This is a genomic window from Streptomyces viridochromogenes DSM 40736 (genome assembly GCF_000158955.1).
Lineage (GTDB): Bacteria > Actinomycetota > Actinomycetes > Streptomycetales > Streptomycetaceae > Streptomyces > Streptomyces venetus.
Genome location: NZ_GG657757.1, coordinates 1,981,630 through 2,008,455, shown reverse-complemented (window position 1 = coordinate 2,008,455; position 26,826 = coordinate 1,981,630). Strand labels below are relative to the sequence as shown.

Annotated in this window: 23 protein-coding genes and 4 pseudogenes; 7 read left to right on the top strand and 20 right to left on the bottom strand. The window is 72.1% G+C overall.

The genetic code is table 11. The features are described from left to right. Positions 1-327: 327 nt before the first annotated feature. The 3 genes and pseudogenes from SSQG_RS08790 to SSQG_RS08780 all read right to left on the bottom strand — a co-directional run bounded on the left by SSQG_RS08790 (position 328) and on the right by SSQG_RS08780 (position 2,848). The gene (locus tag SSQG_RS08790; RefSeq protein WP_003989380.1) at positions 328-1,161 is read right to left on the bottom strand and encodes a pectate lyase; all 834 of its coding nucleotides are present in this window, start codon (positions 1,159-1,161) and stop codon (positions 328-330) included. Positions 1,162-1,395: 234 nt separating this feature from the next. Beyond that, positions 1,396-2,252 (bottom strand): annotated as a pseudogene (locus tag SSQG_RS40885) (hypothetical protein). Then, entirely contained in the window at positions 2,249-2,848 is a 600-nt protein-coding gene (locus SSQG_RS08780) for a SigE family RNA polymerase sigma factor (protein ID WP_003989378.1), read from the bottom strand. Before SSQG_RS08780 ends, SSQG_RS40885 begins: the two are co-directional and overlap by 4 nt. 271 nt (positions 2,849-3,119) lie before the next feature. Here SSQG_RS08780 and SSQG_RS08775 point away from each other — a divergent pair, with 271 nt between their 5' ends. Beyond that, the gene (locus tag SSQG_RS08775) at positions 3,120-4,577 is read left to right on the top strand and encodes an NCS2 family permease (protein ID WP_003989377.1); all 1,458 of its coding nucleotides are present in this window, start codon (positions 3,120-3,122) and stop codon (positions 4,575-4,577) included. Positions 4,578-4,674: 97 nt separating this feature from the next. On the opposite strand, the gene SSQG_RS08770 is transcribed toward SSQG_RS08775, so the two are convergent. The 6 genes from SSQG_RS08770 to SSQG_RS08745 form a co-directional block, all read right to left on the bottom strand. Then, the gene (locus tag SSQG_RS08770; RefSeq protein WP_003989376.1) at positions 4,675-6,132 is read right to left on the bottom strand and encodes a peptidoglycan D,D-transpeptidase FtsI family protein; all 1,458 of its coding nucleotides are present in this window, start codon (positions 6,130-6,132) and stop codon (positions 4,675-4,677) included. Positions 6,133-6,207: 75 nt separating this feature from the next. Beyond that, a complete protein-coding gene (locus SSQG_RS08765) occupies positions 6,208-6,870 on the bottom strand; it encodes a response regulator transcription factor (protein WP_003989375.1) in 663 nt (220 codons plus the stop codon). After that, complete coding sequence (locus tag SSQG_RS08760) at positions 6,867-8,120, bottom strand: sensor histidine kinase (protein WP_039932173.1); 1,254 nt, start codon at positions 8,118-8,120, stop codon at positions 6,867-6,869. The genes SSQG_RS08765 and SSQG_RS08760 overlap by 4 nt, the downstream gene beginning before the upstream one ends. Beyond that, positions 8,117-9,124 (bottom strand): hypothetical protein, encoded by a 1,008-nt coding sequence (locus SSQG_RS08755; RefSeq protein ID WP_039932172.1) that lies wholly within the window; start codon positions 9,122-9,124, stop codon positions 8,117-8,119. Before SSQG_RS08755 ends, SSQG_RS08760 begins: the two co-directional genes overlap by 4 nt. A gap of 118 nt (positions 9,125-9,242) precedes the next feature. After that, the gene (locus SSQG_RS08750; protein ID WP_003989372.1) at positions 9,243-9,713 is read right to left on the bottom strand and encodes a GNAT family N-acetyltransferase; all 471 of its coding nucleotides are present in this window, start codon (positions 9,711-9,713) and stop codon (positions 9,243-9,245) included. A gap of 3 nt (positions 9,714-9,716) precedes the next feature. Further along, on the bottom strand, positions 9,717-10,490 hold the full coding sequence (locus SSQG_RS08745) for an IclR family transcriptional regulator (protein ID WP_003989371.1): 774 nt from the start codon (positions 10,488-10,490) through the stop codon (positions 9,717-9,719). Positions 10,491-10,674: 184 nt separating this feature from the next. On the opposite strand from SSQG_RS08745, the pseudogene SSQG_RS08740 reads away from it, so the two are divergent. From SSQG_RS08740 to SSQG_RS08720, 5 genes and pseudogenes are all read left to right on the top strand, one after another. After that, positions 10,675-12,143: pseudogene (locus SSQG_RS08740) on the top strand (aldehyde dehydrogenase (NADP(+))). Positions 12,144-12,267: 124 nt separating this feature from the next. Then, positions 12,268-12,876, top strand: a complete 609-nt coding sequence (locus SSQG_RS08735; RefSeq protein ID WP_003989369.1) for a DUF1349 domain-containing protein — start codon at positions 12,268-12,270, stop codon at positions 12,874-12,876. Positions 12,877-12,927: 51 nt separating this feature from the next. Further along, positions 12,928-13,431, top strand: a complete 504-nt coding sequence (locus SSQG_RS08730) for a GNAT family N-acetyltransferase (RefSeq protein ID WP_003989368.1) — start codon at positions 12,928-12,930, stop codon at positions 13,429-13,431. Positions 13,432-13,510: 79 nt separating this feature from the next. Next, positions 13,511-14,224, top strand: a complete 714-nt coding sequence (locus SSQG_RS08725; RefSeq protein WP_003989367.1) for a DsbA family oxidoreductase — start codon at positions 13,511-13,513, stop codon at positions 14,222-14,224. A 96-nt stretch (positions 14,225-14,320) separates the two neighbouring features. Continuing rightward, the gene (locus tag SSQG_RS08720; protein ID WP_039932171.1) at positions 14,321-15,373 is read left to right on the top strand and encodes an aminotransferase class V-fold PLP-dependent enzyme; all 1,053 of its coding nucleotides are present in this window, start codon (positions 14,321-14,323) and stop codon (positions 15,371-15,373) included. A gap of 152 nt (positions 15,374-15,525) precedes the next feature. Here the strand turns inward: SSQG_RS08720 and thpD are convergent, their stop codons facing one another. From thpD to SSQG_RS08690, 6 genes are all read right to left on the bottom strand, one after another. Continuing rightward, entirely contained in the window at positions 15,526-16,434 is a 909-nt protein-coding gene (gene thpD, locus SSQG_RS08715; RefSeq protein ID WP_003989365.1) for an ectoine hydroxylase, read from the bottom strand. 7 nt (positions 16,435-16,441) lie between these two features. Then, positions 16,442-16,840 carry an ectoine synthase gene (locus SSQG_RS08710; RefSeq protein ID WP_003989364.1) on the bottom strand — a complete coding sequence of 133 codons (399 nt, stop codon included), beginning with the start codon at positions 16,838-16,840 and terminating at the stop codon, positions 16,442-16,444. Positions 16,841-16,879: 39 nt separating this feature from the next. Continuing rightward, entirely contained in the window at positions 16,880-18,151 is a 1,272-nt protein-coding gene (ectB, locus tag SSQG_RS08705) for a diaminobutyrate--2-oxoglutarate transaminase (protein WP_003989363.1), read from the bottom strand. 60 nt (positions 18,152-18,211) lie between these two features. Then, entirely contained in the window at positions 18,212-18,718 is a 507-nt protein-coding gene (ectA, locus tag SSQG_RS08700) for a diaminobutyrate acetyltransferase (protein ID WP_003989362.1), read from the bottom strand. Between the two features lie 339 nt (positions 18,719-19,057). Further along, positions 19,058-19,621 (bottom strand): DinB family protein, encoded by a 564-nt coding sequence (locus SSQG_RS08695; protein WP_003989361.1) that lies wholly within the window; start codon positions 19,619-19,621, stop codon positions 19,058-19,060. 42 nt (positions 19,622-19,663) lie between these two features. After that, positions 19,664-20,767 (bottom strand): pyridoxal-phosphate-dependent aminotransferase family protein, encoded by a 1,104-nt coding sequence (locus SSQG_RS08690; protein WP_039932170.1) that lies wholly within the window; start codon positions 20,765-20,767, stop codon positions 19,664-19,666. A gap of 131 nt (positions 20,768-20,898) precedes the next feature. Between SSQG_RS08690 and SSQG_RS08685 the strand changes: the two genes are divergently transcribed. Next, positions 20,899-21,990: an amidohydrolase family protein gene (locus tag SSQG_RS08685; RefSeq protein WP_003989359.1), complete on the top strand. Its 1,092-nt coding sequence runs from the start codon at positions 20,899-20,901 to the stop codon at positions 21,988-21,990. Between the two features lie 409 nt (positions 21,991-22,399). On the opposite strand, the gene cobC is transcribed toward SSQG_RS08685, so the two are convergent. The 5 genes and pseudogenes from cobC to SSQG_RS08665 form a co-directional block, all read right to left on the bottom strand. Further along, positions 22,400-23,455 (bottom strand): Rv2231c family pyridoxal phosphate-dependent protein CobC, encoded by a 1,056-nt coding sequence (gene cobC / locus SSQG_RS08680; protein WP_003989358.1) that lies wholly within the window; start codon positions 23,453-23,455, stop codon positions 22,400-22,402. Between the two features lie 7 nt (positions 23,456-23,462). Next, positions 23,463-24,389: a sirohydrochlorin chelatase gene (locus tag SSQG_RS08675; RefSeq protein WP_003989357.1), complete on the bottom strand. Its 927-nt coding sequence runs from the start codon at positions 24,387-24,389 to the stop codon at positions 23,463-23,465. Next, entirely contained in the window at positions 24,386-24,508 is a 123-nt protein-coding gene (locus tag SSQG_RS43400) for a hypothetical protein (RefSeq protein ID WP_276327068.1), read from the bottom strand. The genes SSQG_RS08675 and SSQG_RS43400 overlap by 4 nt, the downstream gene beginning before the upstream one ends. Further along, a pseudogene (gene cobJ, locus SSQG_RS08670) lies at positions 24,505-26,200 on the bottom strand (precorrin-3B C(17)-methyltransferase). The gene SSQG_RS43400 and the pseudogene cobJ overlap by 4 nt, the downstream one beginning before the upstream one ends. Before the next feature lie 64 nt (positions 26,201-26,264). Next, positions 26,265-26,826, bottom strand: a pseudogene (locus tag SSQG_RS08665) (cobalt-precorrin-4/precorrin-4 C(11)-methyltransferase); the annotation flags it as partial.

Sequence of the window (26,826 nt, the reverse complement as noted above, 5' to 3'; positions counted from 1 at the left end):
CGGCTGCGGGCCGGGCCGGTCGCCCGTGACCTCGTGCACCGAGGTGGGCGCGGCGGGCAGCCTCGCCGGCAGCCGCAGCGCACGGCGGGCCGGACCGCCGCGGCTGCGATGCCCGTCAGGCACACACGGCGACGCCCCCGCCGGTGCGATGCGGCGGGGGCGTCCCGCGAACCGGCCGAGGGGGGCTCGGCCAGTGCGTTCGACCGCCCGGAGAGGGGCTCCGGAAGGTCGTGGTGCCGGGTGGTCCGACTGGGGGCCCGGACATCCGGCGTCCGGCCGTCCCGAGGGGGGTTACGGGACCGGCCGGAGCTCAGGCGGCGTGCGGCCTCACTGGTAGCTGATGTCGGAGGCCTTGAAGTTGCAGGTCTTGCCGTCGGGGCCGGGCGGGGTCAGCTCCTTGGGCTCCTTGCCCGTGTTGTTGCCCTCGAAGCGCACACACGTCTTGATCTTCTTCTTGCTGTCGCCGTGTACACGGATCTTCGACAGCGTGGCGGTGTCGCCGTAGTTCTGGTTGACGCCGACGATCGCGTTCATCGGCGCCGTCACGTCGATGTCGTTCAGCACGATCGTGCGCTTGTACTGCGTCGAGCAGTTGCCGCAGGAGCGCACCAGCTTGCCGGCGTTCTCCACCTGGAAGCCCGAGACGTTCAGCGTGCCGGCGCCGTTGAACTGCAGCACCTTGTCGTCGGCGTTCTTCGCGCCGCCGCCGATCACCTTGTACACCGCGGACGACGACTTGCCCTTGAAGCTGGCCGCGTCCTCGCCGACGTCCAGCCACCACACGTTCTGGATCGTGCAACTGCCCTTGCAGTGCACGCCGTCCGCGGCCGGGCTGCCGATGATGACGTTCTTGAGGGTCGCGCCGTCGGCCAGCTCGAAGAGGGGGTCCTGGCCCTCGTCCTGGTTGTCCTTGCCGAGCGCGCCGGTGCCGTAGAACATCTTCATGCCGCCGTCGCGGACACCGGAGACCGGGATGGTCTTCGACACGGGCTCGCTGCCCGTGTCGGAGGGCCAGGAGGACGCGGCGCTGGCGGTGGACAGCATCGACGTGGTGACGATCGCGGCTCCCGCGATGCCGAACGCCGACAGCCCGGAGATCACCGCCCGCCGCCTGGTGACCCGACGGCGATGGCGGACGCGCTGTTCTGCTGGTGCAGTCATGTACCGATTCCTCAGATGGGGGGTGGTTCTTGCGCGTACTGGTCGCCACCGGTGAGGAAGGGGTTGCCGCGCCTTCAAGGTTTTTTCACGCCAGTGCGTCAGGGCTCGTCGACGGCGCCCCTACCCGCTGGAGGCCGGCACGCATCCGTGTCCACCGCACCGCGGCCCCGCGACGCGCGCGAGCCGGCCGCGGCCGAACGGCCGAACCACCGCGACCGGGCCGCCGCTGAGCGGTCAGCCGTTCCCGGCGTCGTCCACCGCGGCGAAGCCGCCCCCCACGGACAGCCGGTCGGAGCCCGCGGCGGCCGTCACCGTGTAGCGGTCCGCGCCCGCGTCCCGCCCGCCGCGGGCGTGGTCGAACTGCCCCGCGAACACCCACTCGCCCGCCGGGACCGTACGGCCCTCCTTGAGGGTCCAGGTGTAGACGAGGAAGCCGTCCCGCTCGTCGACCGTGAGGGTGAAGTCCTGCTCGGGCAGGGAACGCCAGGCGCCCGCGTCGGAGACCCCGCCGGTCTGGGCGACCCGCAACCGCACGGACAGCGCGGTCAGTTCCTCACGGGTCTTGAGGGTGATGTTGCTCTGCGCCCAGAAGTCGTTGCTGTGCGGGTCGACCGAGCCGTCCGACCACAGCGGCCCGTCCTCGGTGGCGGCGGGCGGCCGTACGGAGACGGAGCTGCTCGGCTGCCGCGAAGGCGGCCGGCCGGACTCGCGGTGCTCCGGTGCGCGGCTCGGCGTCGGATCCGCGGGCGGCACGGGAGCCCGGCTCGACGCCTCCGGTGACGGCGTGGGCGTGGCCTCCGGTGTCGGCGACGTCGCCACCTCCTGCTGCGGCGGGGGCGGCCTCCTCCTTCACGGCGGAGGCGACCGCGTACCCGCCCACCGCCAGCACACCGGGCCACCGCGGCCGTCGCACCCGTCACCCGGAGCCAGCCGAACACCGGCGGACGCGTGAACCGGTGGCCGGAACCGGCCGGGCCGGCCATGCCGCGCTCGACCCGGGCCAGGATGCGCTCCCGGTCGGGCTCGTGCGCCCCGGCCGCCTCGTGCAGCCGGGTGTGCAGTTCCTCCCGCACCTCTCGCGGCATGGTCATCGGTCCCTCCCTCCGCCCTCACCGGTGCGCACGCCCTCCACGGCGGGTGAGCAACGGGGCGCGCCCAGCGCCGCGTGCATGCGCTGCGGTACCCCCGGTGTGCCCAGCAACCGCTGGAGTTCGGCCATTCCCTTCGAGGTCTGGCTCTTCACCGTACCCACCGAGACGCCGAGGGCGAGCGCGGTGTCCTTCTCCGAGAGGTCGAAGGCGTGCCGCAGCACCACACAGGCCCGCTTGCGGAACGGCAGCCTGCGCAGGGCCTCCTGGACGTCGACCACGCCCGCGACGTCCGGGTTCTCGGTGTTCTCCTCGCGCTGCGACCAGAACAGGGCGATGCGCCGTCGCTCGCGCACCGCGCTGCGGATGCGGGTGCGGGCCAGGTTGGCGACCACCCCGCGGGCGTACGCCGCCGGATGGTCGGCCGCGCGCACCCGGTCCCAGCGGTGCCACAGCGCCAGTAACGCGTCCGCCGCCAGGTCGTCGGCGGTGTCCGACTCGCCCGTCAGCAGATAGGCGAGGCGGGACAGTTCGGCGTAGTGGCGCTCGAAGAAGGCGTGGAACTCCACGGAGGCGGCGTCGTCGACGACAGTGCCCACGGGCGACCTCTCCTCGCAGCGGCTTCGGGCACTCCCGGGCGGGGGCCCCTGTGAGTGTCATGTAGATGACATGTGAGTATCCGGGGGAGGCCCGGACGAGATCGGGAAGCGTAGCAGCGATCGTCAGGATGGTTCGTACGGAGCTTCGAACAGCGGTTGGCGGGCCGGGCTCTGATTCCGTAACACGAAGAAAACCTGAACGTGGTTCAACGCGAGGACAATCCAGCCAGCATCCGCACACCGATCACCCCGGCACCGAGGAGCACGCGTCATGTCCGAACCGCAGCAGGTGACCGACCGGCCGCCCACCGCACCACCCCCGGTGAACAGCGTCGACCGGTTCTTCAAGATCTCCGAGCGGGGCTCCACCCTCGGCCGGGAGATCCGCGGCGGCTTCGCCACGTTCTTCACGATGGCCTACATCCTTGTCCTGAATCCCCTCATCCTGGGCAGTGCGAAGGACAAGTTCGGGCACCAGCTGGACGCCGTCCAGCTCACCACCGCCACCGCCCTGGTGGCCGCGGTCATGACGATCATCATGGGCGTGGCCGGCAACCTGCCGCTCGCGCTCGCCGCCGGACTCGGTCTCAACGCCGTGGTCGCCTTCCAGATCGCCCCGCTGATGAGCTGGGACGACGCGATGGGCCTGATCGTCCTCGAAGGCCTGCTGATCTGCGTACTGGTGGTGACCGGTCTGCGCGAGGCCGTCATGCACGCCATACCCCAGCCGCTCAAGCAGGCGATCAGCGTCGGCATCGGCCTGTTCATCGCCTTCATCGGCTTCGTCGACGCCGGGTTCGTCAGCCGCATCCCCGACGCCGCGAACACCACCGTGCCCGTTCAGCTGGGCGGCACGGGCACGCTCGCCGGGTGGCCGATTCTCGTCTTCTGCCTGGGCGTCCTGCTGACGATCGGCCTGCTCGCGCGCAAGGTCAAGGGCGCCATCCTGATCAGCATCGTCTCCATGACGGCGGTGGCGATAGTGATCAACTCCATGGCCGACATCAAGTCCTGGGGCCTGACCACACCGTCCTGGCCCGACAAGCTGGTCGACACCCCCGACTTCGGCCTCATCGGCCACTTCGACCTGTTCGGGGCGTTCAGCGCCCCCGGCGTCGGGATCATCACCGTCGTCCTGCTGGTCTTCACCCTGATCCTGTCCGACTTCTTCGACACCATGGGCACCGTCGTCGGCATCAGCGCCGAGGCGGGCCTGCTCGACGAGGAGGGCAAGGTCCCGAACCTCGGCCGGGTACTGCTGATCGACGGTGCCGCGGCGGTCGCGGGCGGCGCCGCCTCCGCCTCCTCGGCGACCTCCTACATCGAGTCGGCGGCCGGCGTCGGCGAGGGCTCGCGCACCGGCTTCTCCAACCTCGTCACCGGCGGCCTCTTCGGCCTCGCGCTGTTCCTGACCCCGCTGCTCACCATCGTGCCGCTGCAAGCCGCCGCCCCGGCCCTGGTCGCCGTCGGCTTCCTGATGATGACCCAGGTCAAGCACATCGACTGGGACCGGTACGACATCGCCATCCCCGCCTTCCTGACCATCGCCGTGATGCCGTTCACCTACTCGATCACCAACGGCATCGGCGCGGGATTCCTCGCGTACGTCGTCATCAAGACCGTGCTCGGCAAGGCCAAGGAGGTCCACTGGCTGCTGTGGGGGACCTCGGCGCTGTTCCTCGTCTACTTCGCGATCGACCCGATCGAGCAGCTGCTCGGCGCCAAGTGACGCCGGACGGCCGTACGGAGACATAGGGCAACGGGCCGCCCCCGGGGGGAAGGGGGCGGCCCGTCACGTGTACAGACGGCTTTGACGCGGCCGGGGTTCAGTCCTTCAGCGCCGCTTCCATCATCGCCCTGGCCACCGGCGCCGCGAGCCCGTTGCCGCTGACCTCCGAACGGGCCGCGTTCGACTGCTCGACCATGACCGCCACGGCGACCTCCTTGCCCGAGGAGCCGGACTTCCCGTACGAGGTGAACCAGGCGTACGGCACCTGGCTGTTGTTCTCGCCGTGCTGCGCCGTACCCGTCTTGCCGCCCACGGTCGCGCCCGGGACCTTGGCGTTCGTGCCCGTGCCCTGTTCCACGACCGTCTGCATCGCGGACTGGAGCTGCTCGGCCGTCGAGGAGCTGACGATCTCCTTCGAGTCCGCCTTGTCGTCGTAGTCCTGCAACACATCACCGCCGCTGTTGGTGATCTGCGAAACCATATGCGGCGAAACCAGCTTGCCGCCGTTGGCTATGGCCGCCGACACCATGGCCATCTGCAACGGGGTGGCGGTCACATCGAACTGGCCGATGCCCGTCAGAGCCGTCTGCGACGGGTACATGTCGGAGGGGTACACGCTCGTGTACGCGCGCACCGGCACATCCAGCCGGTCGTCGTTGAAGCCGAACTTCTCGGCCATGCCCTTCACCTTGTCCTGGCCCAGCTTGACGGCCAGCTTCGCGAAGACGTTGTTGCACGAGTACTCCAGAGCCGTACGGATCGTGGCGTTCGTGCAGGGCGCGTTCGGGTTCTCGTTCGACAGGTCCTTGCTGGTGCCCGGCAGCCGGTACGGGTCCGGGCTGTCGGTCTTCTCGTCCACCGACGAGTACAGCCCGTTCTCCAGCGCGGCCGCCGCCACGACCAGCTTGAACGTCGACCCCGGCGGCAGCGGCTGGCGCAGCGCGCGGTTGGTCAGCGGCTTCTCCGGGTCGGTGGTGAGCCTCTTCCAGGCGGCCCCCGCCGTGTTGGCGTCGGTCAGCTCCGAGGGGTTGTACGACGGGGTGGACACGACCGCCAGGATCTTCCCGGTCTTCGGGTCGATGGCGACGGCCCCGCCCTTCTTGTCGCCGAGCGCCTCGTACGCCGCCTTCTGCACGTCCGGGTCGATCGTCGTCACCACGTTGCCCGGTTCGGCCCGCTGGTTGGTGACGGTGTCCATCACCGACTTCAGCCGGGTGTCCGTGCCGTTGAGCAGGTCGGTGTAGATGCCCTCCAGCTGGGTCGGGGCGTAGGCCTGCGAGGCGAATCCCGTCACGGACGCGTACAGCTCGCCGTCCTTGTACGTGCGCTTGTACTTGAGGTCGCTCGACTTCGTCGCGGCGGAGCCGGTGACCGACCGTCCGCCCACGATGATGTTCCCGAGCGGCGCCGAGTACGTCTCGATGGCGTTCCGCCGGTTGTCCTTGTCGTCTGCGAGCGCCTGGCCCTCGTAGAACTGCACCCAGGTCGCCCTGCCCAGCAGAGCCAACACGAGCAGCAGCGTGAAGACCGATGCGCGCCTGATCGTCTTGTTCATCCCGAACATGAGGACGAGCGAGGCCGGGCGGATCGTTCCCTCCGTCCGGATTTCTCATCCGGCGGCCCGGTTTTCTCACCTCCCGTTAAGAAAGCCCGCCTCGTACGCCGCGATGACCGCCTGCGTCCGGTCCCGGGTGCCCGTCTTGGCCAGGACCGCCGCCACGTGCGACTTCACCGTGGCGGGGCCGACCTCCATCCGGCGGGCGATCTCCGCGTTGGTCAGCCCGTCCGCCATACGCCGCAGCACCTCCCGCTCCCGGCCCGTGAGCTTCGCCACCCACGCGGGCGGCGCCGGGTGCGCGCGGGCGTGCGCGGTCGCGAGCGTGCGCACGGCCGCCGGGAACAGCAGGCTGTCGCTGCGCGCCACCAGCCGGACCGCCTGCACCAGCGCGTCGGCGTCCGACCGTTTCAGCAGGAACCCGGCGGCGCCGACGCGCAGTGCGTCGTAGACGTAGGAGTCGTTCTCGAACGTGGTCACGACGATGATCCGGGGCGGCTCGTCGAGTGTGCCGAGGATCTGCTCGGTGGCGCGGATGCCGTCGGTCTGCGGCATCCGGACGTCCATGAGGACGACGTCCGGCCGCAGCTCCCGCACGACCGACACGGCCTCGGCACCGGTGGCCGCCTCGCCCACCACCTCCAGGTCCGGCTCGGCGGAGAGGATGGCGCGCAGCGCGGTGCGGACCATGCGCTCGTCGTCGGCGAGGACGACACGGATCGGGGCAGGGCGGGTCATGCGGGTCCTTTCATCGGCAGGTTGACGTGCAGCCGCCAGGTCCGGTCGGGCGTCGGACCGGCCGCCGCCGTGCCGCCCAGCAGCCTGACCCGGTCCGCGATGCCGCGCAGTCCGTGGCCGCCGCCGGGCCGGGAGGAGGGCGTGCCGCTCAGCGGGTTCTCCACTGTGATCTCCAGCTGCCCGTCCGCTGCCGCGACGCATACGTCCACGGCGACCCGCTCCCCGGCGTGCTTCAGGGCGTTGCTGAGCCCCTCCTGAAGGATCCGGTAGGCCTCGCGGGAGAGCAGCGGGGGCAGCGCCTCCGGGTCGGCCTCGACCCTGGCCGTCACCCGCAGCCCGCCCGCCCGGGTGCGGCGCAGCAGACCGTCGAGGTCGGCGGCGAGGGTGGGCGCCGGGGCGGTGCCGGGGGCGTCGCCCTCGCGCAGCACGCCCAGGACGGCGTCGAGTTCGCCGACGGTGCGCCGGGTCGTCTCCTCGATCGCGGCGAGGGCCTCGCGGACGAACTCCGGGTCGGCGTCGAGGACGCGGCGCGCGGCGCTCGCCTGGAGACCGACCGCGCTCAGCGCGTGGCCGACGGAGTCGTGCAGCTCCCGCGCCAGCCGGTTGCGTACGGCCAGCTCCGCCGCGCGTGCCTCGGCGGCGGCGAGCCGGTCCTCGGGCGTCGGGCCGAGCAGCACCGGCGCCCAGCGGGCCAGCAGCGCGCCGCACCCCGCCGCGCAGCCGGCCAGGGCGACGAGCGACGCGACTCCCGCGACCGGGGCGAGCGCCAACGCCCAGGAGTGGTCGAACACTTCGGGAAGGCCGAGCCGGGTGCCGCCGAGCCACGCGAAGGCCGGCAGCGCGATCAGCACGGCGGCGAACGGCGGCAGCGCCAGCGACATCCCGGCGATGATCCCGCCGATCCCGAGGTGCAGCGTGAACCAGGCAGCCGTGCGGACCCTCTCGCCCCACGTCCGGGCCGGTCCCGAGGCGATCCGGTCCGTGTCCACACCGCACAGCCAGCGCGCGTTGGCGGCCTCCAGAGGGCGGGCCGTCGGGAACAGGGACGAGACGGCGGCGATCGGCAACCCCACACCGAACGAGGCGAGTTGGAGGGGAAAGGACCCGAAGACGTCCGTGCTGCCGGTGGCCGGTCCGATGATCACCGAGCCGACCAGAAAGTACGGCATGGCGAGCGCGCCGCCGAGGATCAGATGGACCCAGCGCAGGCGCGCCCGCCGGCCGATCAGGAGCCGGACGGCGTCTCTCACACCGCCCGCCGCACGGCCCGGGCCGAACGCTCCGCGAAGCAGTAGGCGCCGATGGCGGCGACGAGCAGGCCGACGAGCATCTGCCCAGCGTAGGCGAGGTTCATCAGGGGTGTCGGACGATCCGCGAGGTCCTCCACGCCGCCGAGGGGCGCGAGCGACAGCCAGCCGCCCCAGCAGGCCACGGCACCGGAGCCGGTCCAGGCCAGCCCGAGCGGCACCCACACGGGCAGGGCCGGCAAGCTCCGGAAGGCCAGCAGGTGGCCGCCCGCGACGGCCGCGACGAGGAACGCCACGAACACGGCCTCCAGGACGTAGAAGTCACCGCCCCGGTCCGCCGCCCGGCCCGCGCTGAGCCCGGCATCCACACCGCAGGCCCACAGGACGTGGAGGGTGAGCGGCGGCAGGGCGAGCACAGCCGCGGCGACGGCCAGGGCCCGGTGGGCCGGCCCGACGACACCGACGGGCAGCTCCCACACCCGGCCGCGCCACACGTGCCCCCAGCGGTCGCGGGCGTACAGCACGAACAGGGCGCCCAGGGCGAGCCCTTGCAGGATGAACCCCGAATACACGACGGTGAACACCCACCCATGAAGGAAGGGCTCGTGTTCCGCGCCCGGCGCGCTGCCGCCTCCGAACGCCTTCACGACCAGCTGCGCCGGGAAACCGGCCATGATCGGCGCGAGCAGCCCGGTGGCGACCCACACGGGGAACGCCGGCAGCCAGGCCGGCACCCGCAGCCCCCACGGCCTGGTCAGCAGCAGCGCCAGCACGATCACCGCGCTGTCCAGCAGCACGGAGAGACCGTTGATCACGGCCATGCCCACACGGTCGTCGAGCAGCCCGCTCCCGTGGGGGATCCCGACATGACTCCCGGCGACCCAGGCGGTCTTGAGCCCGAGGTAGGGCAGGCAGGAGAGGACGGCGACGGTACGCAGGACCCGCCGGGGGCGGCTGAGACGGACGGCGGGGCGGCGAACGGCCGTGGGCGCGAGGGACTGCGTCATGCGAGCAGCCTCCCGCGCGCCAGCCCTACGGCACGTCCTGCACGGCGACGATCCGCCTCCGCCGGACGGGGGAGAAGGGCGCACCCCGGGGGAGAGAAGGACACCTCCCAGGGGGTGTCTAGCCCACCAGGGTCAGCACCGTCTCGTCGATCTCCGCGCCCCGCGCGTTGGCATACCCTCGGGCCGACGCGACGGCGCGGAACCCGCACTTCTCCAGGACGCGCAGGGACCCCGCGTTGTCCGTCGCCGCCCGGGCGTACAAGGGACGCTCGGGTACCTCCGTCACGAGCGCCCGGAGAGCCGCCGTGGCGATGCCCTTCCCCCAGTACGCGCGGTCGATCCAGTACGTCACCTCGCGTTCGCCCGCCACCCCGTACACCGCGGCGCTGCCGACCACGTCACCGTCGGCCAGCACCGTGCGGACCACGTCGGCCGAGGAGCGGATCCGGGCCCAGTGGGCGTCGAAGGTGTCCCGGTCGGACGGGTCCTCGGGGGTGAACGCCGCCATGTGGAGGGCCTCGGGGTCGTTCATGTGCCGGTAGAAGACCGGCAGATCGCTGTCGTGGACCTCGCGCAGCTCGACATTCATGCCTCAGAGCCTACGGGTGGCCAGTGTCAGCCGGTCCCGCGCGTCGAACAGGGCGTCCTTCACCAGTTGCTCGTGCGCCGGCGTCAGCCGGGCCACCGGCACCGAGCAGCTGATCGCGTCCCGCGCCGGAGTGCGGTACGGAATCGCCACCCCGAAGCAGCGCAGCCCCAGCGTGTTCTCCTCGCGGTCCACCGAGAAGCCCTGCTCCCGCACCTGGTGCAGCTCCTCGATGAGCTTCTCCCGGTCGGTGATCGTGTGCTCGGTCAGCGCCGGCAGCGTCTCCGGGAGCATCTTGCGGACCTGCTCGTCCGAGTACGTGCTCAGCAGCGCCTTGCCGAGGGACGTGGAGTGCGCGGGCAGACGGCGGCCGACCCGCGTGAAGGGGCGCAGGTAGTGCTGCGACTGGCGGGTGGCGAGGTAGACGACGTTCGTGCCGTCCAGACGGGCCAGGTGGATCGTCTCCGTCGTGTCGTCGGAGAGCCGGTCCAGGGTCGGCCGGGCCGCCGCGACCACCTCGTCGCCATCGATGTACGACGTGCCGACCAGCAGTGCCCGCACCCCGATGCCGTACCGCGTGCCGGTCGCGTCCGTCTCCACCCAGCCCAGCTCGACGAGCGTGCGCAGCAGCATGTACAGGCTGGACTTGGGGTATCCGACGGCCTCCTGGACCGCCGCGAGGGAGTGCATACCGGGCCGCCCGGCGAAGTATTCCAGCAGTTCAACGGTCCGTACCGCGGACTTGACCTGTGCCCCGCCGCCTGTCTCGGCTACCGACATCGCCCTTGACCCCTTCGTTCGACGGGAAATAGTCTCCGACAGCCTATTCATCATCAGAGACAGCGTTCAGTATATCGAACATCCCTGGTGAATGACCCAGATACACGTGGAGGGACCCGCGGTGGCAGCAGCACCAGTCTGGAGTGTCGACCCCCGAACCGGGAAGCAGCGTGAACAGGTTGCGGTGGAGGCCACAGCCCAGGAGGTGGACGCCGCCGTCCGTGCCGCCGAGGAGGCGCGCGGCGCGCTCGCCGACCGTGCCGTCCGCGCCGCCTTCCTGCGCACCGCCGCCGACGAGCTGGAGGCGGCCAAGGACGGGCTCGTCGAGACCGCCGACGCCGAGACCGCGCTCGGCCCGGTCCGGCTGACCGGCGAGCTCGCCCGCACCTGCTACCAGCTGCGGGCCTTCGCGGACATCGTCGACGAGGGCGCCTTCCTCGACGTCGTCATCAACCACCCCGACGACACCGCGACCCCGCCCATCCCGGACCTGCGCCGCTACAAGGTGCCCCTGGGCGTCGTCGCCGTCTACTCGGCGTCGAACTTCCCCTTCGCCTTCTCGGTCGCCGGCGGCGACACCGCGAGCGCGCTGGGGGCCGGCTGCCCGGTCGTCGTCAAGGCCCACCCCGACCACCCGGCCCTGTCCGAGTACGTCGCGAAGATGCTGCGCCGGGCCGCCGCCCGGCACGACATCCCCGAGGGCGTCGTGGGCCTGGTCCACGGCTTCGAGGCGGGCGTCGAGCTGATCAAGCACCCGCTGGTCGCGGCGGCCGGCTTCACCGGGTCCGTGCGCGGGCGGGCGCGCGCTGTTCGACGCGGCCGCGGCCCGTTCCCGTGCCGATCCCCTTCCACGGCGAGCTGGGCTCCCTGAACCCGGTCGTGGTCACCGAGGCCGCCGCCGCCGAGCGGGCCGAGGCGATCGGCTCCGGCCTCGCCGGTTCGATGACGCTGGGAGTCGGCCAGTTCTGCGTGAAGCCGGGCCTCGTCCTCGCCCCGTCCGGTGCCGCCGGTGACGCCCTGCTGAAGTCGCTGACCGACGCCGTCAGCGACACCGACGCCGGGGTCCTGCTCGACCACCGCATGCGCGACAACTTCGTCGCGGGCGTCGCCGAGCGGGCCGCACTGCCCGACGTCGACTCGCCCGTCACGCCCGGCGCGGGCGGCGACCACACCGTCAGCGCGGGCTTCCTCACGGTGCCGGCGAGCAGGCTGGCGGCTAAGGGCGAGCACGACCTGCTGCTGGAGGAGTGCTTCGGCCCGGTCACCGTGGTGGCCCGCTACGAGGACGAGGCCGAGGTGAAGGCGGTGCTGTCGCGTCTGCCGGGCAACCTCACGGCGACGGTGCAGCTCTCCGAGGAGGAGGCCGCCGGCCAGGGCCGTGGCGCGGAGCTGCTGCAGGAGCTGACGCCGCTGGCCGGGCGTGTGCTGGTCAATGGCTGGCCGACGGGGGTCGCGGTGGCTCCCGCCCAGCACCACGGGGGGCCGTACCCGGCGACGACGTCGACGTCCACGTCGGTGGGTGGGACGGCGATCGAGCGGTGGCTGCGGCCGGTGGTGTACCAGAACACGCCGGCGGCGTTGCTGCCGGCGGAGTTGCGGGACGAGAACCCGTTGGGGCTGCCTCGTAGGTTCAACGGGGTTCTGGAGCGGTGAGCGCCGTAGGGGCGTGGCGGGTTGCCCGCTTGCGGTTCGCTGTGGCTCGTCGCGCCCACGCGGCGGAGCCGCAAATTGACACAGTCCCGCGCCCCTGAGGGTCGGACCTGAAAGACTTGGTCGAATGGATCTCGAACTTCCCGAACTTCCTTTCGGGCTGCGCATTTATGGGCCCGACGGTCACTGGTCCTACGAGGACGGGGTGCTCACCGGGTGGGCCGGGGCGCGGCAGGATCGGTTCGTGCCGCCCACCGGGGAAGCGCTGGACCCCGCCTCCGACGCGCCCCGGTTGCTCGGGGCGCCCGAGGGGGACTTCCAGCTGATCGCCCGGGTCACGGTCGGGTTCGGCGCGGCCTTCGACGCCGGGGTGCTCTACGTCCACGTCGGGGAGCGGGCCTGGGCCAAGCTCTGCCTGGAGTACTCCCCGGACGTCCCCACGGTCTGCACGGTCGTCACCCGGGGCCACTCGGACGACGCCAACTCCTTCACGGTGGACGGCAGTTCCGTCTGGTTGCGGGTCAGCCGCACGGGCCGGGCCTTCGCCTTCCACGCCTCCCGAGACGGCGAGCGCTGGACCTTCGTCCGCCTCTTCACCCTGGGCGACGAGAAGGAGACCGGAGGCGCCCTGGTCGGCTTCATGACCCAGTCCCCGATGGGGGAGGGCTGCGTGGTGACGTACGACCACATCGAGTTCCGTCCGTACTGGCCGAACGATCTGCGCGACGGCAGTTGAGGACGCGCCCGGCCCGGGAACCGCACCCCGGCCGGGCACGTCCTCCGTTCCATGATCGAGGAACGAGTGACCCCGGGGCGTGTGATCCGTACCGTCCTGCCCGCCGAGGTGGCGGACGTCGTGGCGCTGCACGCCCGGGCCCGGGCGACGTACTACCCCGACGGGGTGCCGCAGGACGGCACCGACTGGCTCGCCGCCTGGCGGAGCGCCCTCGCGCGGCCCGACGGCCGGGTGCTGTGCCTCGTCGAGGGGGGCCGCATGATCGGTCTGGCCTCGTTCCGCACCCCCGACGGGGCTCCCGGGGACACGGTGAAGCTGTTCCAGTTCCACGTGGACCCCGGCCACTGGCGCCGCGGCGCCGGCACCGCGCTGCACACCGCCTGCGTCGAGGAGTGGCAGGCCGACGGCAGGCGGACGGCCGTCCTCGACGTGCACGTCGACAATCTGCGCGCGCAGGCCTTCTACATCCGCCAGGGCTGGGTCCCGGACCCGGCGAATCCGCCCGCCGAGGGCGACCACCATCGGTGTCTGCGCCTGACGGTCCCCGGGGAATGAACGCCGCTGCTTGAACGTTCATGCACTCGGCGGAGGGAGCGCCTCCGTGTCCCCGTACGAGCTGGAGAGAGCCGAAGACATGCGCGTCGAGATCTGGAGCGACATCGCCTGCCCCTGGTGCTACGTGGGCAAGGCCCGCTTCGAGAAGGCGCTGCGGGACTTCCCGCACCGCGACGACATCGAGGTGGTGCACCGCTCCTTCGAGCTGGACCCGGGCCGCGCCAAGGACGACATCCAGCCCGTGATCACGATGCTCACCAGGAAGTACGGGATGAGCGAGGCGCAGGCCGAGGCCGGTGAGGACAACCTGGGCGCACAGGCCGCCGCCGAGGGGCTGGACTACCGTACGCGCGGCCGTGACCACGGCAGCACCTTCGACATGCACCGGCTGCTCCACCTCGCCAAGGAGCAGGGCCGCCAGGAGCAGCTCCTCGACCAGCTGTACCGGGCCAACTTCGCCGAGGAGCGCTCGGTCTTCGGCGACGACGAACGGCTGGTGGAGCTCGCCGTGGCCGCCGGACTCGACGGGGAGGCCGTCCGCGCCGTGCTCGCCGATCCGGACGCCTACGCCGCCGAGGTCCGGGCCGACGAGCGGGAGGCGGCGCAGCTCGGCGCGAGCGGTGTGCCGTTCTTCGTGCTCGACCGCAAGTACGGCGTCTCCGGCGCCCAGCCCGCCGAGGTCTTCGCCCAGGCCCTGACCCAGGCGTACGGTGACCGCGCCCCGCTGACGATCGTGGACAGCGGTGACGCGGACGCGTGCGGCCCGGACGGCTGTGCGGTGCCCCAGCACTGAAACGCGCAGGCCAGGGACCATACATAAGCGCTGCTTGGCCGCATCACGCAGAAAACGGCAATGGACGGGGAGATCCATGGGACGCAGAGTGGTCCCATGGAGACCTTCGAGAACCTCGTCCGTGCCGAGTTCGCCCCGAAGCACACCTACCTCAACACCGCGAGCAACGGGCTGCTGCCCGCCCGTACCGTCACCGCCCTGCAGCAGGCGGTGCGGATGCGTGCCGAGGGCACGCCCCTGGGTCCCCTGTACGAGCACGTGGAGGCCGCCCGCGCGTCCTTCGCCCGGCTGGCCGGGGTGCCGGCCGAGCGGGTCGCCACCGGAGCGTCGGTCGCCGAGTACGGGGGCCTGATCGCCGCCTCGCTGCCCTCCGGGGCCGAAGTCCTCACGGTGGACGGCGACTTCGCGTCCCTGGTGAACCCGTTCCACGTGCGCGGCGACCTCAAGGTGCGCTCCGTGCCCCTGGAGCGGCTCGCCGAGTCCGTCCGCCCCGGTACCGCGCTCGTCGCGGTCAGCACCGCCCAGTCGGCCGACGGCCGGCTCGCCGACCTGTCTGCCGTGCGCGAGGCGGCCCGGGCGCACGGAGCGCGCACCTACGTCGACGCCTCCCAGTCGGCCGGCTGGCTGCCGATGGACGGCGATGCCGACGACTTCCTCGCCGCCGTCGGATTCAAGTGGCTCCTGGGACCGCACGGAGCCGCGTTCTTCATCGTCCCGCAGGACTTCGGCGGCCTCTCGCCGCTGCTCTCCGGCTGGGTCGCCGGTGAGATTCCCTGGGACAGCTGCTACGGCCCGGTCGAGGAACTCGCCCACTCCGCACGGCGCTTCGACATCAGCCCCGCCCTCTTCACCTACGCCGGGCTGCGAGCCTCCCTGGAGCTGCTGGAGGAGATCGGCGTGGACGTCGTGCACGCCCACGACCTCGCTCTCGCGGACCGCTTCCGCGCCGGGCTCGCCGGGCTGGGCCATGAGCCGGTGCCCGCGCCGGGCTCCGCGATCGTGTCCGTGCCGGGGCTCGGTCACCGCCAGGGCGAACTGAGCCGGGCGGGCATCGAGGTGTCGGACCGGGCGGGGAACCTGCGGGCCGCGTTCCACCTCTACAACACCCCGGAGAACGTCGACCGGCTGCTGGACGTCCTGTCCGCCTGACCACCCGGACAGCACACAACCGGGTGGGGCCTCCCGTCCCACACGAGGAGGCCCCACCCGGCAGTCCTGTCACACGGTCACGTCACCGCTGAGCGGCGGTCACCGCACCGGAGTGAATCCCGCGCCCCGATGCTGTGTCCTCCGAGGGTTGGTCACCGCACCGGAGTGAAGTCCCGCGCCCCGATGAACTCCGGCCGCCGGACCGGCGCGGCGAACGGTTCCACCGCCGTGTTCTCCACGCTGTTGAACACGATGAACACGTTGCTGCGCGGGAACGGCGTGATGTTGTCGCCGGAACCGTGCATGGCGTTGCAGTCGAACCAGGTCGCCGACCCGGCCTTGCCCGTGAACAGCTTGATGCCGTGCTGCGCGGCAAGCTGGGTCAGCGCCTCGTCGGACGGCGTGCCCGCGTCCTGCATCTGCAGCGACTTCTTGTAGTTGTCCTTCGGCGTTTCCCCCGCACACCCGAGGAACGTCTTGTGCGACCCCGGCATGATCATGAGCCCGCCGTTGGTGTCGTAGTTCTCGGTCAGCGCGATCGAGACCGACACCGTGCGCATCCGCGGCAGACCGTCCTCGGCGTGCCACGTCTCGAAGTCCGAGTGCCAGTAGAAACCACTGGCCCCGAACCCCGGCTTGACGTTGATCCGCGACTGGTGGACGTACACGTCCGAGCCGAGGATCTGCCGCGCCCGGCCGACGACCCGCTCGTCGCGCACGAGCCGGGCGAACACCTCGCTGATCTTGTGTACCTCGAAGACCGTGCGGATCTCCTTGGACGCCGGCTCGACGATCGACCGCTCGTCGGCACGCATGTCCGGGTCGTTCACCAGCCGGTTCAGCTCGTTCCGGTAGACGGCGACCTCGTCCTCGGTGATGAGCTCGTCGATGGCCAGGAAGCCGTCACGCTCGAAGGAGAGCAGGTCGGCCGGGGCGACCGGGCCCGGGGCGTCGGGGGCGCCCCAGACGACCGGGTCCTGGCGCGGGGTCAGTGCCTCGACGGCACCGCGACTGGGATAGAGGTCCGGGATACCGGTGGCGGTGTCGGTGGTGGCGGTCATGGAAACGTCACACCTCCTCGGTGAGCAGCGGGTAGACGCCGTTCTCGTCGTGGTCCTCCCGTCCGGTCACGGGCGGGTTGAACACGCAGAGGCAGCGGAAGTCCTGCTTGACCCGCAGCGTGTGCCTCTCGTGCCCGTCCAGGAGGTACATGGTGCCGGGCGTGATGGTGTGCGTCAGCCCGGTCTCGTGGTCGGTCAGCTCGGCCTCGCCCTCCGTGCAGACGACGGCCTCGATGTGGTTCGCGTACCACATCGACGTCTCCGTACCCGCGTAGAGGACCGTCTCGTGCAGGGAGAAGCCCACTTTCTCCTTGGCGAGGACGATGCGCTTGCTCTCCCACGTACCGGACGCCGCCTTCACGTGCCGGTCGGTACCTTCGATCTCCTTGAACGAACGGACAATCACGGTGCTGCGATGCCTCCTAGATGAGTGGTGCTTGGTCGGTCAGGCGGTCTCGCGGACGGCGCGGGCCAGCGTGCTCAGGCCCTCGTCCAGTTCTTCGGGGGTGATCGTGAGCGCGGGGAGCAGCTTCACGACCTCGCTCTCGGGGCCGGACGTCTCGATGAGCAGTCCGAGCTCGAAGGCGCGCTTGGCGACCTTGCCGGCGCGGTCCTTCTCGTGGAACTCCAGGCCCCACACCAGGCCGCGGCCCCGGTACTCCTTCACGTCGGCCAGGTTCTCCTCGGCGATGGAGATCATGGCCTGTTCGACCTGCTCGCCGCGCTTGCGGGTCTGCTTCTCCATCGCGGAGCCGTCGGCCCAGTACGTCTCCAGGGCCGCGGTGGCCGTGACGAACGCGGGGTTGTTGCCGCGGAAGGTGCCGTTGTGCTCGCCGGGCTCCCAGATGTCCAGCTCGGGCTTGAACAGGCACAGCGACATGGGCAGGCCGTAGCCGCTGATCGACTTGGAGACGGTGACGATGTCCGGCGTGATGCCCGCCTCCTCGAAGGAGAAGAACGCGCCGGTACGGCCGCAGCCCATCTGGATGTCGTCGACGATCAGCAGCATGTCCTGCCGCTCGCACAGCTCGGACAGGGCACGCAGCCACTCGGGACGCGCCACGTTGATGCCGCCCTCGCCCTGGACCGTCTCGACGATCACGGCGGCGGGCTTGTTGAGGCCGGATCCCTGGTCCTCCAGGAGCCGCTCGAACCACAGGAAGTCCTCGACGGTGCCGTCGAAGTAGTTGTCGAACGGCATCGGCGTGCCGTGCACCAGCGGGATGCCGGCGCCGGCCCGCTTGAAGGCGTTGCCGGTCACGGCCAGCGAGCCGAGCGACATGCCGTGGAAGGCGTTGGTGAAGGAGACGATCGACTCGCGCCCCTTCACCTTCCGCGCCAGCTTCAGCGCGGCCTCCACGGCGTTGGTGCCGGTCGGGCCGGGGAACATGACCTTGTACGGCAGGTCACGCGGGCGCAGCAGCAGGTTCTGGAAGGCCTCCAGGAACGTGCGCTTGGCGGTGGTCGACATGTCGAGCCCGTGCGCGACGCCGTCCCGCTCCAGGTAGTCGATCAGCGCGCGTTTCAGGACCGGGTTGTTGTGCCCGTAGTTCAGTGAACCGGCTCCGGCGAAGAAGTCGAGGTACTCATGGCCGTCCTCGTCGTACATGCGGCTGCCCACCGCACGGTCGAAGACGGTGGGCCAGCCGCGGCAGTAGCTGCGCACCTCGGACTCCACGGTCTCGAAGACACTCAGGTCGGGCTGGGTGATGGTCACGACGAATCGCTCCTCGGTGCGTGGGGGAAGTCTGCGGGGTCGGGCGGGGAGTCAGGGAAGTCAGTGGGGCAGCGGGCCGATGCGGTACAGCACCTCTGCGTCGTGCGGCCCGTCGGGGAACAGGCCCGTGTCGAACAGCACCTCGCGCTCCAGCCGGGCGCCGTGACGCTCGGCGAACGACGTGAACAGGCGCTCCGAGGCGGTGTTGCCCGGGGTGATGGTGGTCTCCACCGTCGTCACTCCGCGCTCGGCGACCGTGCGCGCGACCAGACCGTCGAGCAGCGCGGCGGCCAGGCCGCGCCCGCGGTGTGCCTCGTCCACCGCCACCTGCCACACCAGCAGGGTGCGCGGGCTGTCAGGCCGCAGGTACCCGGTGATGAAGCCCATCGGCTCGCCGTCCTGGTCACGGGCGACGGCCGACGTGGCCGCGAAGTCGCGGCACCACAGCAGATAGCTGTAGGACGAGTTCAGGTCGAGAACCTTCGAGTCCTTCGCCATCCGCCACAGCGCGGCTCCGTCGGCCGTCGTGGGGCGGTCGATTTGCGGATCTGCTTGTACGGCAGTCATGCGAATTGAACTTACCCAGGGAAATTCAAAATTGCATCGCCGATCGGGGTTACGTATGAGCGATGTCTGTGTTATCGCGCGGGCGCGAGGGTTCGCGCGCAGAGGCGGCAGAATGCCCGGTATTGCACGGATAATACCGGGCAAAGTGGTCACTGTGTGTAACGCGTCACAGCCGTGCAACCCTCACGAGATCCCGCCGAATTACCTCGCTGAATGTCCTCAAAATCTCTGTGTTTAGGACCGAGGAAAGCGGGCAGAAGAATACGGGAAGCTGTTCTTGAAAGTATTCTTAATTGTGTGCCAGCTTACATGTGAGATGTTGCGGAAAGCGCGTGTAATTCAAGCCCCGGTCACTCCGTCGATGCGTTCCCGCAGGAGATCGGCATGACCGTTGTGCCGTGCGTACTCCTCGATCATGTGGATGAGCACCCAGCGCATGCTGACCTCCATCCCCGGGACCGGGCCCTCGGCGACCCGCCCGACGTGGTCCAGCGGCAGCCCTGTGGACAACTCACGCCCCCGGGCGATCTCCCGCCGCCAGATCGCGAGCGCCTCGTCGAGCCCCCGCCCGGGATCCAGCGCATAGCCCGTCCCGTCCTCGAACACCGGCGGTACGTCGAGCCCGGCGGCCACGCGCTGGAACCAGTTCCGCTCGACCTCGGCGAGATGCTGCACCAGCCCGAGCAGCGTCAGCGTGGACGGCTCGGCCGACGCGGTCCGCGCCTGCGCGTCGTCCAGGCCCGCGCACTTCAGCTCCAGCGTGGCCCGGTGGAAGTCCAGCCAGCTCTCGAGCATGGCCCGCTCGTCACCGGTGAGGTGGGGGATCGGGCGCCCGTCGGGGAGGGTCTGGGGGGCATCGGTGGGGATGCCGGAAGGTGTGCCGGCAGGTGTGTCGGTGGTCATACGGGGAGCATGGCACGGGCCACTGACACCGGCGTGGGCCCCTCAGCGCCGCCACGCGCGCTCGACGGCCCGCAGCGCCCCCTCCACATCCACGGTCAGCCCCTGCTCGGAGAGCGCCACCCCCAGCGCCGCCAGACTCGCCCGGACCGCCCCCGGCGTCGCGTCGGCCCCGTAGTGATTGACCCGGATCATCTCCTTGGCCAGCGCGCCCCCGCCGGCGGCGAGCGGCAGCGCCGGATCCGACTCCAGTGCCCGGGCCACCAGCTCCGCCGCCACCACCCCGGACGGTGTCCGCAGCGTCGTGGCGACCGGCGCCGCGTCGCCCGCCTCGTACACGTACGGCTCCAGACCGCCACCGAGCGCGACCGCCCCGGCCCGCGTGGCGGCCGCAGCGGCGGCGTGCCGGGCCATCACGGCGTTCGGCCCGGTCGCCTCGATCCGCTCCACGCACGCCTCCAGCGCGAGCATCTCCAACTGCGCCGGAGCGTGCGGCAGAGCCTTGCGGCCGCCGTCGATCCACCGCTCCTTCCAGTCGAGGAGCGACAGGTACGAGCGGCGCGGCGCCCGCGGGTTCGCCGCCATCCGGGCCCAGGCCCGCTCGCTCACCGACACCGCCGACACCCCGGCCGGTCCGCCCATCGCCTTCTGCGCCCCGATCACGCACAGGTCCACGCCCCACGCGTCCGGAAGCACCGGCTCGGCACCGATCGACGCCACCGCGTCCAGGTAGAACAGGGCCCCGTGCGCCCGCACCACCTCGCCGATCGCCGCGACCGGGTTGGTGTTGCCGGTCGCCGCCTCCGCGTGCACCAGCGACACGAAGTCGATCTCCGGGCGCTCGGCGAAGGCCTGCCGGATCTGCTCGGCCGTGACCGCCGTGTGGAAGGGCACCGCCAGGTCGATCACCGTGGCCCCGCAGTCGCGCAGCCAGTCGCCGAAGGTCTGCCCGTACGGGCCCGTGATCACGTTCAGGGCCGTCGTGCCCGGACCGGCCGTGGCGCGGATCGCGCCCTCCAGGGGCAGCAGCGCCTCGCCCTGCATGATCACGACGTCCTGCTCGGTGCTCAGCAGCCGCGCCACACGGTCCTCGATCGCGGCGAAGCGGTCCGCGCCGAGCGGGGCCAGGTCCAGAAACGGGTGCGTCACGGTGGGGCTCTCTTCACTCACGGGTTCGACGGCAACGAGGGTAACCGCCGGGTACCACCCACCTGCGAGCCGAGGCCCGCGACAACCGGCCCCCTTCGGACCGCGCCCGGCGTCTCACTAAGGTGCGGTGCATGAGCGATCACGCGGTGCTGCACGTGAAGGGTCGGGTGCTCGTCGGGCCCGAGGACGTCCGGGACGAGCTGTGGGTGGTCGACGGCCGCGTCTCCTACGACCGTCCCGCCGGCGCCCGCGACATCCGCACCGTCCAGGGCTGGGCCCTGCCCGGCCTCGTCGACGCACACTGCCACGTGGGGCTCGACCGGCACGGCGCGGTCCCGCAGGACGTCGCCGAGAAGCAGGCGCTGACCGACCGGGACGCGGGCACGCTGCTGATCCGCGACGCGGGCTCGCCCTCCGACACCCGGTGGGTCGACGACCGCGAGGACCTGCCGAAGATCATCCGTGCCGGGCGGCACATCGCCCGCACCCGCCGCTACATCCGCAACTACGCCTGGGAGATCGAGCCGGAGGACCTGGTCGCCTATGTCGCCCAGGAGGCCCGGCGCGGCGACGGCTGGGTGAAGCTGGTCGGTGACTGGATCGACCGCGACCTCGGCGACCTGTCGGCCTGCTGGCCCCGCGGGGCGGTGGAGGCGGCGATCGCGGAAGCCCACCGCCTGGGCGCCCGCGTCACCGCGCACTGCTTCGCGGAGGACTCCCTCCAGGACCTCGTCGAGGCGGGCATCGACTGCGTCGAACACGCGACGGGCCTGACCGACGAGCTGATCCCGCTGTTCTCCGAGCGGGGCGTCGCCATCGTGCCGACCCTGGTCAACATCGCGACCTTCCCCGAGCTCGCCGACGGGGGCGAGTCCCGGTTCCCGCGCTGGTCGGCACATATGCGCCGGCTCCACGAACGCCGCTACGACACCGTCCGGAACGCTTACGACGCCGGGATCCCGGTCTTCGTCGGCACCGACGCGGGCGGCGGCCTCGCCCACGGCCTCGCGGCGGCGGAGGTCGCCGAACTGGTCACCGCGGGCATCCCGCCCGTGCAGGCACTGGCGGCGGGCACCTGGACGGCCCGCTCCTGGCTCGGCCGCCCCGGCCTGGAGGAGGGGGCTCCGGCGGACCTCGTGGTCTACGACGAGGACCCGAGGACGGACGTCCGCGTGCTGGGTGCGCCGCGCCGGGTGGTGCTGAACGGCCGCGTGGTCGGCTAGCCGCGAGGGTGCGTGGGGGACCCCTCGTGGCCGCCGAAGCAGGACGTGGCCGAGATGGGCGGCCCGCTCATGCCGGCCGAGACGTCCTGCGAGACCCGGGCAGTCGTGTCCGCTGCCGGGCCACCGGCCGAGCGGTCCGCCGCACCGCCGAGGTGGGGCTCGCCGAGACGGGCGGCGGCTCGACAACGCCGTACCCGGGAGCACCAGTCCTGCTCGCCGCGGGCGGGGGGGGGACACCAGCGCGCGCTGACCTCGTGTGGGTGAGCCCGCCGGGTGGCGCCGGAGTGCGACCGGCCGTGGCCAGGTGCCTCGTCGGCGCCGCGCGGCGTCGCCCTTGCCCGCGTAGGGGCGGGGCCGGATCGTGCACATGGCCCGCGCCCGGTGTGCGGCGCGCCCGGCAGGCGTTCTGTTACGGGGCCACCGCTCGCTCCAGCGCCCGCAGGAACCCGTCCGTCGTCCTGCGGTCCCGCACCGCCAGCCGCAGCCACTCCTCGTCCAGGCCGGGGAACGTGTCCCCGCGTCGCACGGCGTAGCCGAGGTCGCGCAGGCGCCCGCGTACGGCGGCCGCGTGCGGCAGACGGACGAGGACGAAGGGGCCCTCCGCGGGCTCCGCCACCCGCAGCCCCGCCGGGGCGAACCCGGCGAGACCCGCCAGCAGGTGGGCCCGGTCCGCCGCGATCCGGTGGGCCGCGTGGGCCGCCTCCGCCACCGCCCGTGGCCCCACGCACGCCTGCGCCGCCGCCAGCGCCGGAGTGGACACCGGCCACAGGGGTTGCGCGTGTTCCAGGGCCTCGACGGTCTCCGGCGCCGCCAGCACGTACCCGATCCGCAGCCCGGCCAGGCCCCACGTCTTGGTGAGGCTGCGCAGCACCACGAGGCCGGGCACGTCCACACGGTCCGCCAGGGCCTCCCGCTCGCCCGGCACCGCGTCCATGAATGCCTCGTCCACCACCAGCACCCGCCCGGGACGGGCGAGGGAGGCGATCGTGTCCGCCGGGTGCAGCACCGACGTCGGGTTCGTCGGGTTGCCGATCACCACCAGGTCCGCGTCCTCGGGGACGGCCGCCGGGTCGAGCCGGAAGCCGTCCTCCTCCCGCAGCAGCACCCGGTCGACGGTGTGCCCGGCGTCCCGGAGCGCCGCCTCCGGCTCCGTGAACTGCGGGTGGACGACGACCGGCCGCCGCACCTTCAGTGCCCGCGCCAGCAGCACGAACGCCTCCGCCGCTCCCGCCGTCAGCAGCACGCGCTCCACCGGCAGCCCGTGCCGCGCCGCCACGGCCGCCCGCGCGGGGCGCCCGTCGGGATAGGCCGCGAGCCCGGACAGGGACGCGGCGATGTGCTCCCGCAGCCACACCGGGGGTGTGTCCGCGCGGACGTTCACGGCGAGGTCGACCAGCGAGCCGCCGCCGTCCCGGACCTCGGCGTCCCCGTGGTGGCGCAGATCGTGCCCGCTCTCCGTGTGCATGGGGCCCTCAGTGCGCATGCGAGTGCGCGTCGTGGTGAGGGTGGCCGTGCCCGTGGTGGTGGCCCTCGTCGTCCGGGTGGAAATGCGGCTGCTGCGGCAGCCCCACCTTGTCCTCGAAGCCCGGCAGGGCCACGCGGTAGACGCACGAGTCGCAGTTCATCCGCAGATCGCCCCGGACGGCCTCCTCGTACCGCTCCCACACCAGGTCCAGCAGCTCCGGCTCCGGCCCGATGACACCGGCCGAGCGCACTTCGACCTCCGGGTGCGCCTCCGCCCAGCCCTCCGTCTGCATCCGGACCCGGTCCGGCAGGATGCCGGTGAACAGGAAGTAGGGGAGCACCACGATCCGGCGGGCGCCGAGCCGCACGCACCGGTCGAGCCCGCTCGGCACGTCCGGCGCCGCCAGCGACACGAACGCCGTCTCGACACCGGCGTACCCGCGCCCCTCCCACAGCAGCCGCGCCGCCTTGTACACCTCGGCGTTGGCGTCCGGGTCCGTCGACCCGCGCCCCACCAGCAGCACCGTCACATCGGCCCGGTCACCCGGCGTACGCCCAGCGCCGCCCAGCGCCTCGTCCAGCCGCCGCTCCAGCACGTTCAGCAGCGCCGGGTGCGGGCCGAGCGGGCGCCCGTAGGTGTACGAGACGCCGGGGTGCCGCTCCTTCTCGCGGGCCAGCGCCGCCGGGATGTCGCCCTTGGCGTGCCCGGCGGACACCAGCATCAGCGGTACGGCGGCGAACCGCCGTACGCCCTGCTCCACCAGTTCGGTGACGGCCTCGCCCAGCGGCGGCGGGGACAGCTCGATGAAGCCGCCCGCGACGGGCAGTTCGGGGTGGCGGCGTCCCAGCTCCCGTACGAAGTCGCGGAACGCCTCGGCTCCCGCGTCGTCACGGGTGCCGTGGCCGGCGATGAGCAGCGCGGGCGGGGTGGTCACGGTTTCTCCTCGGCGGAAGTGGGGTGGTGCGGCGGGGCGTCGAGCGTGCGCGAGCGGTCCTGGCGGGTGTGCGGCCGTCGGCCGGGCTTCCGCCGGACCGGGTGGGCTTCCCGGTTCACGCGGTGCCCTCCTGCCAGCGGTAGCCGCGCGGTGTCACCATGCGGCCTGCGATCTCGCGAGTCGCCGTGTTGCCCACCGTCACGACCGTCATCATGTCGACGGTCGCCGGGTCGAGCGCGGCCAGTGTCGTGACCCGGGCGGACTCGTCCGGCCGCGAGGCGTTGCGCACGACACCGACCGGGGTCGACGGCTCCCGGTGCCCGGCGAGGATCGCCAGCGCTTTGGGGAGCTGCCAGTCGCGGCCCCGGCTGCGCGGGTTGTAGAACGTCACGACCAGGTCCGCCTCGGCCGCCGCCCGCACCCGCCGCTCGATGACCTCCCACGGCGTGTGCAGGTCGGACAGGCTGATCGACACATGGTCGTGGCCCAGCGGCGCCCCCAGGATCGCGCCGGCCGCGAGCGCCGCCGTCACGCCGGGCACGCCGACCACGTCGATGTCGTCCGAGGCCTCGGCGAGCGCGGGGGAGGCCATGGCGTACACCCCCGCGTCCCCGCTGCCGATCAGTGCGACGGCTTGCCCCTTGCGGGCCTCCTCGACGGCCGTGCGCGCCCGCTCCTCCTCGGCCCCGAGCCCCGACTCCAGGATCCGGGTGCCGGGCCGCAGCAGATCGCGGATCTGGTCGACGTACTGGTCGAGACCGACCAGCACGGAGGCACGGCGGAGTTCGGCCTTCGCCCGCGGCGTCAGCAGGTCCCGGGCGCCCGGTCCGAGCCCGACCACCGCGAGCCGCCCCCGCCCGGGCCGCCGTACCACGGCACAGGTGGCCATCGCCGGGCTCGCGGCGGACTTCCGCTTGGGGACGAGGAGTTGGCACCGCGCAGCATCGCCGCGGCCTCCGCGACGGAGGGCGTGCCGACGGCGGCCAGTGGCGCGTCAGGACGTGTTGGGTCACTCTTCGACCGCGGCCAGATGCCCCGGCGTGCTGTTACGTCACCAGCGGCACGGCACGCCCAGCCGCCGCGCGGCCTCGACGAGGCCCTGCTCCCCTGCCTTGGCGTCGAACGGTGGCCAGCTCGGCCACGGACGCGGCGGACAGCCCGGCCTCCCGCAGAGCGTCCTCGACCAGGGCGAGCACCTCTTCGGCGGGGGCGCCCCTCGACGCCCCGACCCCGACGACCAGGGACGGCGGCCGCAGCACCACCTCGCCCTCGGCCGGCTCGACCAGACGGTCGGTCAGCCGGACCGTGTATGCCCCCTCGGCCGCCACCGGCAGCGGCGGCAGCGGCCAGGCCACCTCGGCCCGCAGCGCCACCACCTCGCCGTCCAGCAACGCCCGCGACACCCCGGCGACATCGCCCTCCACGGGCAGGCCGAGCGTGTCCAGGCCGGGCAGTCCGACGGCGTCCGTCGCCGTCGTCACCACCGGCTCGGCCCCCAGCAACTCCCCGACGTCGAGGGCGAGTTCATTGGCGCCGCCCGCGTGCCCGCCCACCAGGGACACCGCGAACCGGCCGCCCTCGTCGACGCACACCACACCCGGGTCGGCCGCCTTGTCGGACAGCAGCGGAGCCACCAGGCGCACCACCGCGCCCGTCGCCAGGAAACACACCAGCTGCTCGCACTGCGCGAACGCGGCCCGTACGGCGTCCCCGACGGGACCCTCGTACACCCGCGTGCGGTCCGGCCACGCGGCGGCCAGCCGGTCCCGCGCAGCCGCTCCCGCCGCGGTGGCGGAAATGAGGCCGATCACTGAGCGACTCCTTCTTCGACGCGTTCTGTGACGTGTTCTGCTCCACGCACCGGGACTGTGGTGATCATGTACTGGCACCCCGTTCGCGCAGGGCCCTGCGGGCCTCGGGGTCGGCCTTGCGGTAGCCGTGGAAGTGGCCCGGGTGGTACAGGTGCGAGCGCGTGCCGTGCGCGTCGAGGGCCGGGCCGACCAGGAACAGGGTGTGCTTCCAGAGCTTGTGCTCCTTGACCGTCTCCTCCAGCGTGCCGACCGTGCACCGCACGACCAGCTCCTCCGGCCAGGTGGCCTGGTACGCGACCACGACCGGGGTCGTCGTCGGGTAACCGCCCTCCAGCAGCTCCCGCACGAGCTGCCCGCTGCGGGCGGCGGAGAGGAAGATCGCCATGGTGGTGCCGTGCCGGGCGAACTCGCGCACCTCCTCCCCGGGCGGCATGGGCGTCTTGCCCCCGCCGAGCCGGGTGAGGACGACGGACTGCGCCACCTCGGGAATCGTCAACATCGCGCCGGGCGAGCGCGGCGACGGCGGAGAACGCGGACACCCCGGGCACGACCTCGGTCGGGATGCCGATCTCGGCGCACCGGTCGAGCTGCTCCTGGGTGCCGCCCCACAGGGCGGGGTCGCCCGA

Bases quoted from the DNA above. Each gene is read 5' to 3' on its own strand.
- SSQG_RS08695 (WP_003989361.1), bottom strand. From the start codon at position 19,621: ATGACCACCGACACACCTGCCGGCACACCTTCCGGCATCCCCACCGAT.
- thpD (WP_003989365.1), bottom strand. From the start codon at position 16,434: ATGACCGCCACCACCGACACCGCCACCGGTATCCCGGACCTCTATCCC.
- ectA (WP_003989362.1), bottom strand. From the start codon at position 18,718: ATGACTGCCGTACAAGCAGATCCGCAAATCGACCGCCCCACGACGGCC.
- SSQG_RS08755 (WP_039932172.1), bottom strand. From the start codon at position 9,124: ATGACGCAGTCCCTCGCGCCCACGGCCGTTCGCCGCCCCGCCGTCCGT.
- SSQG_RS08720 (WP_039932171.1), top strand. From the start codon at position 14,321: ATGGAGACCTTCGAGAACCTCGTCCGTGCCGAGTTCGCCCCGAAGCAC.
- SSQG_RS08750 (WP_003989372.1), bottom strand. From the start codon at position 9,713: ATGAATGTCGAGCTGCGCGAGGTCCACGACAGCGATCTGCCGGTCTTC.
- SSQG_RS08735 (WP_003989369.1), top strand. From the start codon at position 12,268: ATGGATCTCGAACTTCCCGAACTTCCTTTCGGGCTGCGCATTTATGGG.
- SSQG_RS08745 (WP_003989371.1), bottom strand. From the start codon at position 10,490: ATGTCGGTAGCCGAGACAGGCGGCGGGGCACAGGTCAAGTCCGCGGTA.
- SSQG_RS08790 (WP_003989380.1), bottom strand. From the start codon at position 1,161: ATGACTGCACCAGCAGAACAGCGCGTCCGCCATCGCCGTCGGGTCACC.
- SSQG_RS08685 (WP_003989359.1), top strand. From the start codon at position 20,899: ATGAGCGATCACGCGGTGCTGCACGTGAAGGGTCGGGTGCTCGTCGGG.
- cobC (WP_003989358.1), bottom strand. From the start codon at position 23,455: ATGCACACGGAGAGCGGGCACGATCTGCGCCACCACGGGGACGCCGAG.
- SSQG_RS08730 (WP_003989368.1), top strand. From the start codon at position 12,928: ATGATCGAGGAACGAGTGACCCCGGGGCGTGTGATCCGTACCGTCCTG.
- SSQG_RS08725 (WP_003989367.1), top strand. From the start codon at position 13,511: ATGCGCGTCGAGATCTGGAGCGACATCGCCTGCCCCTGGTGCTACGTG.
- SSQG_RS08770 (WP_003989376.1), bottom strand. From the start codon at position 6,132: ATGAACAAGACGATCAGGCGCGCATCGGTCTTCACGCTGCTGCTCGTG.
- SSQG_RS08765 (WP_003989375.1), bottom strand. From the start codon at position 6,870: ATGACCCGCCCTGCCCCGATCCGTGTCGTCCTCGCCGACGACGAGCGC.
- SSQG_RS08775 (WP_003989377.1), top strand. From the start codon at position 3,120: ATGTCCGAACCGCAGCAGGTGACCGACCGGCCGCCCACCGCACCACCC.